We start from the raw sequence: 8,073 nt of genomic DNA, 5'->3' as shown, positions 1-8,073 counted from the left end.
CGAGCAAGACCGCTTTAGTGACGAAATCGCTGGTCTGCCGAGGATGCGAGAGAGGCTTTCGCGAGCCCTTGAGCGCAGCGTCCTGAACACCCTGCTCGCGCACCAACGCACGGACCCGGTAAAACCACGACCGTGATACTCCATGCCGCAAGCAAAACGCTTCCACATCACCATGAGAGGCGTTCTGCGGCCAGGAGAGAACGAGCTGACGAATTTGATCAGGAATACGAGTCATCCCCGCATTCTCAACCGCCACAAACCAGCACGCTCAAATGTCCACTATGTATTGAGACCTAACTGTCCACTATGTATTGAGACTTCACAGAGGCGAAAATGTGGTTTGCTTGACACATCGCATGTGTTGACAGAGTCGTTGACGCTTTGACCTTCAGGAGACCCCATGAAGAATCTCATTGACGTGCGTGAGCTTAGGAACCGGATGACCTCCGGTGAGCACACCGTCATTTTGGATGTCCGTTGGCAGTTGGGCGGACCCAACGGCCACGAAGAATACCGCAAGGGACATATTCCCTCAGCGGTATATGTTGATTTGGATGCCGAGTTGGCGGCGCCGCCGGTGGCCGCCGAAGGGCGGCACCCCTTACCGGAAGCCTCGCTGTTGGAGGACGCCGCACAGCGCTGGGGGATTCATCCGGGCGATACCGTGGTGGTCTATGATGACTGGTCCTCGATGGCCGCGGCCCGGGCCTGGTGGCTCTTGCGGGACGGCGGTCTGGATGATGTGCGCGTGCTGGACGGCGGGTTGGGCGCGTGGAAGGGCCAGGGCTATGAGGTGGACACCGGGGAAGAAACGCATTCCTTGGGCTCGGTGACGCTTTCGCCCGGGAACATGCCGCGATTGGCATTGGAGGACGTGCTGGAGTTCGCCGCGGACAACATTCTTTTGGACGCGAGAGCTCCGGAACGGTATCGCGGGGAGAGCGAACCGGTGGATCCGGTTGCCGGGCATATTCCGGGGGCGCTCAATGCGCCGACCTCGGCAAATGTTGACGAGGACGGTCGGTTCCTGGATCGGGGCGCGCTCGCGGATCGGTTCGCATTTCTCGGTGAACATCCGGGCGCCGAACTTGCCGTGTACTGCGGCTCCGGCGTCAGCGCGGCGCACGAAATTTTCGCGCTGGACCTTATCGGAAAGAGAGCGGCGCTGTATCCGGGGTCCTGGTCGCAGTGGTCTAACCACCCCGAGTTGCCGGTAGCGACCGGGGCATAGCGGCAAAGGGAACGCGGGGCTTAGCGCGCGAAGCATATTGCGCACCGCTACCGGAGCGGACTACGGTCAGAACATGACTGAAGCGATTGCCTATGCGTACACTTCCCCCACGACCGGCGCCACCCGTACCACCTTGGAGCGCCGCGCGACCGGGCCCGACGATGTCAACATTTCCATCGACTACTGCGGGCTGTGCCACTCCGATATTCACACCGTTCGAGGAGAATGGGGCGAGATCCCTTACCCCATGACTCCGGGGCATGAAATCGTCGGCACGGTGCAAGAAGTCGGGGAGAACGTGTCCGATTTCTCCGTGGGCGACCGCGTGGGCGTCGGGTGCATTGTCGACTCCTGCCGCGAGTGTGAAAGCTGTCAGGACGGATTCGAGAACTACTGCGAAGGCACTGGAATGGTCGGCACCTACAACGGTGTGGACCTGCGCCACGACGGCGAGATCACTCAAGGCGGCTACAGCACCTCGATCGTGGTCGACAAGCGCTATGTGCTGTCGGTTCCCGAGAGCTTGGATCCAGCGGCGGCAGCCCCGCTGTTGTGTGCGGGCATCACCACCTACTCGCCGCTACGTCACTGGGGCGTGCGCAAAGGCGATGCCGTCGGCGTGATCGGGCTGGGCGGACTTGGCCATATGGGCGTCAAGCTCGCCAAAGCCATGGGGGCAACCGTCACGGTCTTCACCACCTCGGAATCCAAGGTGGACGCGGCCAAGGAACTCGGCGCGGACCGCGTGGTCATTTCCAAGGATGAGAACGCGATGGAAGAGGCACAGAGTTCGCTCAACCTCATTTTGGACACTGTCGCCGCGTCCCACGACCTGAACCCCTACCTGGCGACGTTGAAACGGGACGGCGTCTTGGTACAACTGGGACTGCCCGAGGATGAGATGCCCCCGATCAATCCGGGGCTGATGATTCCCCGCCGGCGCAGCTACGCTGGCTCCATGATCGGCGGCATCCCGGCGACGCAGGACATGCTCGACTTTTGCGCCGAACACAACATCACCGCCGATGTCGAAGTCATCAAGGGAGACTATCTCGACCAGGCGTACCAGCGCATGATGGATTCGGATGTGAAATACCGCTTTGTGCTGGATTTGACGGAGGAAAAGTAGCGATGAGCACGCTGTTCACGAAAATCATCGAGGGCGAGATCCCCGGCAGATTTGTCTACCAGGATGATGACTGCGTCGCATTCCTGACGATCGCGCCACTCGCCGACGGACACGCTTTGGTGGTCCCGCGGGCCGAAATCGACACGTGGACGGACGCCGATCCGGCGCTCATGGCGCACCTGACCGAGGTCGCGCAGCGGATTGGCAAGGTGCAGACCGAGGTTTTCGAGACCGAGCGCGCCGGGCTCATCATCGCCGGGTTCGAGGTCCCGCACCTGCACATCCACGTGTGGCCCGCGCGCGGCCTGGAAGAGTTCAGCTTCGACAAGGTGGACAACAACCCAGACCAGGCCCGCCTAGACGAGAACGCCGAGCGGCTCCGCGAAGGGTTGCGCGCGGCCGGTTTCGCGGACAACGTCCCCGGCCCCGGCCCCCTGTAGCAAGTCGCCGTTAGACTCTTCTGCACCTAATTTCACCCACATTACGTGCAGAAGAGTCTAACGGCGTCACGCTGTCGCCGGACGCCCCCTCTCGCCTGTGGATAACTTCTGCGAGCGCGTCGAAAATGAGCTTGAATGCCTTCATGGCACGTACTCCTCGACCGTTTCCGAACGACCTTCCGCGGCGAGCTTTCCGCGTGAAGGACGCGAAAGCTCTCGGGATAACGCGAGGCGAGCTAAAACGCGCCTCGGTCAGCACGTTGAGCCGGGGAATACGTCTTGTCAAGGTGGAGACACCTGGCGAAGATGAAGCATATTTCGAGCGGCTCCTCGCCGTGCTAAACGAAACTCCCGGCGCAGTGGCGAGCCATCTGAGCGCCGCCCGCCTCCACGGCTTGCCCATCCCTCACAAGTTCCCCATCAAGTCCACGCGCAGCCACGGCCGTCTGCTACGGTACGCGCCGTGGTACGCATTGCATGTGACCCGCCCGCGAGGTAGCCACTCACCGCGGCGGCGGGGTGTACTGGGGTATTCCCGCGACGTGTCCCAAGACGAAATTGTGAGGGTCTCAGACATTGCGGCAACCTCGATCCCCAGAACGCTTCTCGACCTCGCTACCTGGTTACGGCCGGTTGAGCTGGTCATCGTCCTCGATCACGTAATGAGTCACGGAGAACGCGGTCCGCGGTTTATCAAAACGGCGAAGGTCTCTCGAGCCGAACTGGAAGCATATGTCGCCACGAAGTCGGGTTATCCAGGCGTCAAAAAATTGCGACTTGCACTCTCACGGGCGGTGGAGCGCGCTGACTCGCCGCCAGAGACACGGCTTCGACTTGCCTTGGAGGACAGCGGGCTACCGCTCTTCCACGTAAACGTCCCCATAATGGACGAGACCGGCGCCCCCATTTGCTGGCCAGACTTGTCTAACCATGAATTCAAGGTCTGCGTTGAATATGAGGGCGCCCACCACCTGACTCCCGAACAGCAACACCTCGACGCACGTCGCGATTACGCCGTTCATGCAGCGGGATGGTTGCAGGTAAAGATCACCAAACTAGACATGAGGTACCCGGAAATCGCGGTGGGAAAGGTGCGCTCCGCTCTGATGAAGCAGGGGTGGAAGCCGTGACGAGCTGGGAGCACAGCCGCCGTTAGACTCTTTTGCACGTAATGCTGGTGAGATTACGTGCATAAGAGTCTAACGGCGGGAGGGCTAGCGGAGGGCTTTGTGCAACGCCGCCCGGACGCGTTTCGCCGAGACGGTGTACGCGGTCCCGAGTTCTTGCGCGAAGAAGGACACGCGCAACTCTTCTAACATCCACCGCACGGCCCGTAACGCGCTGGGAATGAGCGCCCCGGCCCGCAGGGATGCAATCGCATCGTCATATTCGTCTTCCAACTCCTGCACCACGCGCATGCTCTCCCCATCGCGAACATACCCGGTCGGCAGTTTGTCCAAACGGCGCACCATCGCCTCCAGATAGCGCGGCAGCTGCGCGAGCTGCGCGTACCCGGTCGCAGCCACGAACCCGGTCTTCACCAGCAACCCCAGTTGCGAGCGCATGTCCTGATACGCGCTCTCCAACACCGGCGCCGGCGATTCATCCAGCGCCTTCTGTACCTGCACGGCCAGCCCCAGAATCCTCGCCACCAGCGACACCACCAGAAACGTCCGGTCCACCAATTCTGCCCGGACATTCTCGCGAACGGCGTCAAATTCCGCGCGCGTAAAGGGGAGCGCTTCGGGTAGCAACGAGTCGATCGCGGCGAGCGTGGAATCCGCAATGAGCGCGTCCACGCTCCCGTGCGGATTCTGCGTAAACACCAGCTTCTCGGTGTTGCTCAGATGCTCGGACACGTACCGCGCGGGGCTGGGCACCGATAGCGCCAACAGCCGCATCACACCGCGGCGCATAAACTGCGCCTGCGCGTCCGCGCTATCAAAAATCCGCACATTGACGCTCTCGCCGGCATCCACGAGCGCCGGATACCCTCTCACCGTGCGGCCCTGCACCTGCCGCGACACCTCGCGCGGCAGATCGGGTTCCGGCCACGTTGTCAGCCCCGTGCGTTCCAGCCCCGGCTTACCTTGGGCTCGGGTTCTGATGCCCGACGGCGTGTCCCCGACCTCGGCACCCCGGCTCACCGTGGCATTCCGGGCACCAGAGGGCCGAGTCTTGGGGGTCGCACCGACACTCGCAGCAATCGCGCGGCGCAACGCCGGGGTCAACTCTTCTTGCAGACGCGCCAAGTCTTGGCCCTCGCCGAGCGTATTTCCGCGCTCATCCAGGACGCGAAAGTGTGGTTTGAGGTGCACCGGGACCTGCTCCCAATTCCAGGACCCGGCCGGAATCACGTGTCCGCGCAGCCGGCGGAGAGCCAACTCGAGAGACGTCTCGAAATCGTCAACATATTCGGTAAAATCCTGCGCCAACATCGGCAGCACGAGGCGCGCAACCTCGGGTGCCGGCACCACGTTCTTGCGCACCGGCTTGGGAAGCGAGCGGATAAGAGCCGACACGAGTTCTTCACGGAGACCGGGGATCTGCCACCGGAACGGGGCCGGGTCGAGCTGGTTCAGGAACAGGATCGGCACTTTCACGGTGACCCCGTCTGAGTCAGCCGGATTCATGCGGTCCGCGGAAAACTCGTAGTCCAGCGATAGGTCCATGTCGCCGACGTGCCAGGTGGTCGGAAAAGATTCCTCGTCCAGATCCTCGGCACGTTCGTTGAGCAGCAACTCGGGGTCGAAATCAAGCAGATCGGGGGTCGAGTGCCGGGCGTGTTTCCACCACTTATCAAAGTGCCGCTCGCTCGTGACCTCCTTGCCGATGCGCTGGTCGTAGAAATCGAACAGTGTTGCGTCATCGACCATGAGGTCGTTGCGGCGCATGCGGGTTTGCAATTCTTCGACCTCGGCCAGGCGCTTGCGGTTGCGGTGGAAGAACCGGTGGTGGGTGCGCCAGTCACCCTCGACCAAAGCGTGCTGAATGAACAGTTCGCGTGCGGCAACCGGGTCCACGCGGGAGAACTGGATACGGCGTTGAGCGATGATCGGCACACCGAAGAGCGTGACCTTTTCGTAGGCCATCGCCGCCCCCATTTTGGAGGACCAGTGCGGCTCGGAAATGCTGCGTTTGACGAGGTGCGGGGCGATCTCCTCGGCCCATTCGGGTTTAAACACCGCGACGGTGCGCGCCCATAACCGGCTCGTTTCCACGAGCTCGGCCGCCATGACCCATTCGGGGTTCTTCTTGAACAGACCCGAGCCCGGGAAGATCACAAACCGGGTGCCACGCGCGCCCAAGTATTCCCGGGTGCGCTGGTCGAAGCTGCCGATATTGGACAGCAAACCGGAGAGCAAGCTCTGGTGAATCGCGTCTTCGCGTCCGGCAGGGTCAATCGGGCCTGGCTTCACCGTGACACCGACGGGTTTCGCCAATTGACGTAACTGGGCAATCAGGTCTTGCCACTCGCGCACGCGCAAATAGTTAATGAATTCGCGTTGGCAGAGCTTGCGGAACTGATTTCCGGAGAGCTCCTTCTGCTTTTCTTCCAGGTACCGATACAGCAGCAAATAAGAGGAGAAATCGGACTTCTCGTCGGCGAACCGCTTGTGCAGTTCCTGGGCGCGAGCCCGATCCTTGGGCCGCTCCGGACTGGGAAGTTCCCGGGGGTCTTGGATGGTGAGCGCCGCGGCCAAGACCATGACCTCCTTCACTACATCGCGGCGTCCAGCTTCCACCATCATGCGCGCCAACCGCGGATCGAGCGGCAGCGCCGCCATTTTCTGGCCGATCGCGCTCAAACCCGGGGCACGCTTGCCACACCGCGACGGCGTGGAACCGGCGCCCTGGCGACCACCGGCTCGGGAGGCTCCGGCACCTTGGCGTGCATCGCCGTCGTTCTTCTGTGCAGCGTTGTTGCGTGCGGTGGCGAGCGCACCCAGCTCGCGCAACAAGGTGACCCCGTCATTGACCGCTTTCGCGTCAGGCGGCTCGATGAAGGGGAAATCGGCAATGTCGGCGGGGGTGCGCGCAATGCCCATGGCCATCATGTTCAGGATGACCGAGGCGAGCGAGGTACGCAGGATTTCCGGCTCGGTGAATTCACGCCGGGAGGTGAAGTCCTCTTCGGAGTAGAGGCGGATGGCGATGCCGTCCGAGGTGCGCCCGGCGCGGCCGGAACGCTGGTTGGCCGAGGCTTGACTGACGCGCTCAATGGGGAGGCGTTGCACCTTGGTGCGGTGCGAGTAGCGGGAAATGCGGGCGGTGCCCGGGTCGATCACGTACTTGATGCCGGGCACCGTGAGCGAGGTTTCTGCGACGTTGGTCGCGAGCACTATGCGGCGACGGATCCCCGGCGGCCGCGACCCGAAGACGCGTTGCTGTTCGGACAGCGAGAGCCGCCCGTACAAACTGAGCACCTCGGTGTGCGCGAGAGAACGATCCCGCTCGATGAGGGCGCGCACGGCGTCCGCGGTGTCGCGGATTTCGCGCTCGCCGGAGAGGAAGATGAGGATGTCCCCGGGGGCCTCTTTCGCGAGTTCGCGGATGGCGTCTTCGATCGCGTCGGTCGGGTCGCGCTCCTCCTCGAGCGGGTCCTGGTCCGGGTTGTCGGTGTCCACCTCGCGGGGTAGGGCGAGCGGGCGGTAGCGGATTTCCACGGGGTAGGTGCGGCCCGAGACTTCAATGATGGGCGCTGGCCGGGGCTCGGCCCCATCACCGTCCGCCGCGCGCGCAAAGTGCTCGGCAAAGCGCGCGGTATCAATCGTCGCCGAGGTGATCACGAGCTTCAGATCCGGGCGCTGGGGCAAAATGCGCGCCAGATAGCCGAGCAGAAAGTCGATGTTGAGGCTGCGCTCGTGCGCCTCGTCGATGATGATGGCGCTGTAGCGTTTCAAGAGCGGATCGTCGGCGATTTCGGCAAGCAGGATGCCGTCCGTCATGAGCTTGATGCGCGTCGCCTTGGACACGTCCGCGGTGAAGCGCACCTGGTAACCCACCACGTCGCCGAGTTTTGTGCCCAGTTCCGTGGCAATGCGTTCGGCGACCGAGCGCGCGGCGAGCCTGCGCGGTTGCGTGTGCCCAATGAGGCCGCGCTCGCCGAGGCCCATCTCCAAAAGCATTTTTGGGATCTGGGTGGTCTTCCCGGAGCCCGTTTCCCCGGCAACCACCACAACCTGGTTATCCCGAATCGCCTCCATGATCTCCTCGCGGCGCGCGGAGACGGGAAGGTTCGGCGGGTAGGTCACGGTGATTGGCACAATTCA

At 62.6% G+C, this 8,073-nt stretch carries 5 protein-coding genes and 1 pseudogene; 4 read left to right on the top strand and 2 right to left on the bottom strand.

The features are described 5' to 3' along the window. A pseudogene (locus O148_RS17850) lies at positions 1 to 235 on the bottom strand (hypothetical protein); the annotation flags it as partial. Positions 236 to 400: 165 nt separating this feature from the next. On the opposite strand from O148_RS17850, the gene O148_RS0113405 reads away from it, so the two are divergent. From O148_RS0113405 to O148_RS17845, 4 genes are all read left to right on the top strand, one after another. Further along, positions 401 to 1,231 (top strand): sulfurtransferase, encoded by an 831-nt coding sequence (locus O148_RS0113405; RefSeq protein ID WP_026531329.1) that lies wholly within the window; start codon positions 401 to 403, stop codon positions 1,229 to 1,231. 73 nt (positions 1,232 to 1,304) lie between these two features. Continuing rightward, positions 1,305 to 2,360: an NAD(P)-dependent alcohol dehydrogenase gene (locus O148_RS16695; RefSeq protein WP_035746234.1), complete on the top strand. Its 1,056-nt coding sequence runs from the start codon at positions 1,305 to 1,307 to the stop codon at positions 2,358 to 2,360. Positions 2,361 to 2,362: 2 nt separating this feature from the next. Continuing rightward, positions 2,363 to 2,800: an HIT family protein gene (locus tag O148_RS0113395; protein WP_026531328.1), complete on the top strand. Its 438-nt coding sequence runs from the start codon at positions 2,363 to 2,365 to the stop codon at positions 2,798 to 2,800. A gap of 542 nt (positions 2,801 to 3,342) precedes the next feature. After that, positions 3,343 to 3,930, top strand: a complete 588-nt coding sequence (locus O148_RS17845) for a hypothetical protein (protein WP_026531327.1) — start codon at positions 3,343 to 3,345, stop codon at positions 3,928 to 3,930. An 84-nt stretch (positions 3,931 to 4,014) separates the two neighbouring features. Here O148_RS17845 and O148_RS0113385 read toward each other — a convergent pair whose 3' ends face one another. Continuing rightward, a complete protein-coding gene (locus O148_RS0113385; RefSeq protein ID WP_026531326.1) occupies positions 4,015 to 8,067 on the bottom strand; it encodes a DUF3418 domain-containing protein in 4,053 nt (1,350 codons plus the stop codon). Positions 8,068 to 8,073: the final 6 nt, after the last annotated feature.

Source organism: Haematomicrobium sanguinis DSM 21259, from assembly GCF_000688395.1.
Classification (GTDB): Bacteria; Actinomycetota; Actinomycetes; order Actinomycetales; family Micrococcaceae; genus Haematomicrobium; species Haematomicrobium sanguinis.
The sequence above is the reverse complement of the archived record's forward strand: the minus strand, read 5'-3'. Positions and strand labels throughout refer to the sequence as shown.

Excerpts from the sequence above, each read along its gene's own strand:
- O148_RS0113395 (WP_026531328.1), top strand. The coding sequence starts at position 2,363 with ATGAGCACGCTGTTCACGAAAATCATCGAGGGCGAGATCCCCGGCAGA.
- O148_RS0113405 (WP_026531329.1), top strand. The coding sequence starts at position 401 with ATGAAGAATCTCATTGACGTGCGTGAGCTTAGGAACCGGATGACCTCC.
- O148_RS16695 (WP_035746234.1), top strand. The coding sequence starts at position 1,305 with ATGACTGAAGCGATTGCCTATGCGTACACTTCCCCCACGACCGGCGCC.